General features: G+C 65.0%; 1 protein-coding gene. It reads right to left on the reverse strand.

Annotation, left to right across the window (positions count from 1 at the left end):
- A partial coding sequence (pheT, locus tag WB528_RS07055) for a phenylalanine--tRNA ligase subunit beta (RefSeq protein WP_423887705.1) occupies positions 1 to 1,969 on the reverse strand: 1,969 nt, incomplete at its 3' end.
- Positions 1,970 to 2,004 lie beyond the last annotated feature (35 nt).

Raw genomic sequence — 2,004 nt, forward strand, 5'->3', positions numbered from 1 at the left:
GGCCGATCTGAATCGTGCCGGAGCGGCCGGGATGCAACCATGCAGCGCCGCCGGACACCACCTGCAGTGCCTGCATTGGTGCGCCGGCAGCCGACAGCACCGCAAAGGCGTCGGCCTTGGCGTCGAATACACTCGCCGCTGCCGAACCGGACCAGTTGCGTCCAAGCCCTGCAGACGTTGAAAACCCGTGACGAATGCCGGCAGCCGACGTGAACTGATCTTCCGGCCGGTCGCCTCGAAACACCTGACCGACTTCGAACAAGGCGACGTCGGCGAAGCCGCGGTCGGAATTGGCTTGTGCAGCGACGACGAGGCCCGGCAGCAGGCTCGGTCGCATGTCGGACAAGTCGGCCGCAATGGGATTGGCTAGCGCGAGTTCGGCCTTGCCGCCGCCGAACAGTTCGGCGTGCGGCTTGGAAATGAACGACCACGTCACCGCTTCCACCATACCACGCGCGGCCAGCGCCCGCTTGGCGCGGCGGGTGCGCAGTTGCAGCGGCTTGAGCACCGGCTTGCGCGGCGCATCGCCGCGTTCGAACGGCGTCATCGGCACCTGGTCGACGCCGACGATGCGCACGATCTCCTCGACGATATCGGCCTTGCCGTGCACGTCCGATCGCCACGAGGGGATCGCAACCTTCACCACCGGACCCTGACCCGCCACCATGAAACCGAGGTGGCCGAGGATGCGTTTTATTTCCGAAAACGGCACGTCGATGCCGGCGAGGCGTTTCACTTCGGCAACCGGGAATTCGATGATGCGGTCGTCGCCGAAGGCGTTGCCGAACACGACGTTCTCCGACGGCGTGCCGCCGCAAATTTCCATCACCAGCCGCGTCGCCATTTCCAGCCCCGGCACCATGAAGGCCGGATCGACGCCGCGCTCGAAACGATAACGCGCGTCGGAATTGATGCCGAGCTTGCGGCCGGTCTGGGCGATGTTGATTTCGTTCCACAGCGCCGATTCGATCAGCACGTCGGTGGTTGCTTCCGAGCAGCCGGAAGCCTCACCGCCCATGACGCCGGCCAGCGATTCGACGCCGTGATCGTCCGCGATCACGCAGATCGACTGGTCGAGCGTGTAGGTGCGGCCGTCGAGCGCGAGCAGCGTTTCGCCATCGCGGCCGCGGCGTACGGTGAGACCGCCCTTCACCTTCGCCGCATCGAAGACGTGCAGCGGCCGGGCTCGATCGTAGGTCATGAAGTTGGTGATATCGACCAGCGCGTTGATCGGCCGCAAGCCGATCGAGGTCAGGCGCCTCTGCAGCCATTCCGGAGATGGGCCGTTCTTGACGCCGCGCACCAGCCGCAGCGCAAAACCGGGACAAAGCTTCTCGTCCTCCACCGTCACCTTCACCGGACAGGGAAACTCGCCCTTGATCGGCTTGATGGCGGGATCCCTGAACTTGCCCATGTCGGCGGCGGCGAGGTCGCGCGCGATACCATGGACGCCGGTGCAATCCTGCCGGTTCGGCGTCAGGTTGATTTCAAGCACGGGATCGCCGAGTGCGGCCCACTGTATGTAAGGCGTGCCGAGCGGCGCATCGGCCGGCAGCTCCATGATGCCGTCGTGGTCTTCCGAAATTTCAAGTTCGGCCGCCGAGCACAGCATGCCGCGGCTCTCGACGCCCCGGATGGTGCCGATGCCAAGCGTGATGTCCTTACCGGGAATGTAGGTGCCGGGCGGTGAGAACACGCTGACGAGGCCGGCGCGCGCGTTCGGAGCGCCGCAGACGACCTGCACTGGTGCAGCGCCATTTCCGGTATCGACCATGCAGACGCGCAGGCGGTCAGCATTGGGATGTTGTTCGGCCGAGATCACGCGCGCAATGGTGAAGGGCGCGAGCGCCTTGGCCTTGTCCTCGATGCTCTCGACCTCAAGCCCGATCATGGTGAGCTTGTCGGCGAGCTTTTCGAGCGGCTCGTCGGTGTCGAGATGTTCTTTCAGCCAGGAGAGTGTGAACTTCATGGCTGCGAGTCTCCGGCGTTTATGCTCCCTCCCCC

Origin of the sequence: Bradyrhizobium sp. (assembly GCF_049586575.1) — a bacterium.
In the GTDB taxonomy this organism is placed as follows: Bacteria; Pseudomonadota; Alphaproteobacteria; order Rhizobiales; family Xanthobacteraceae; genus Bradyrhizobium.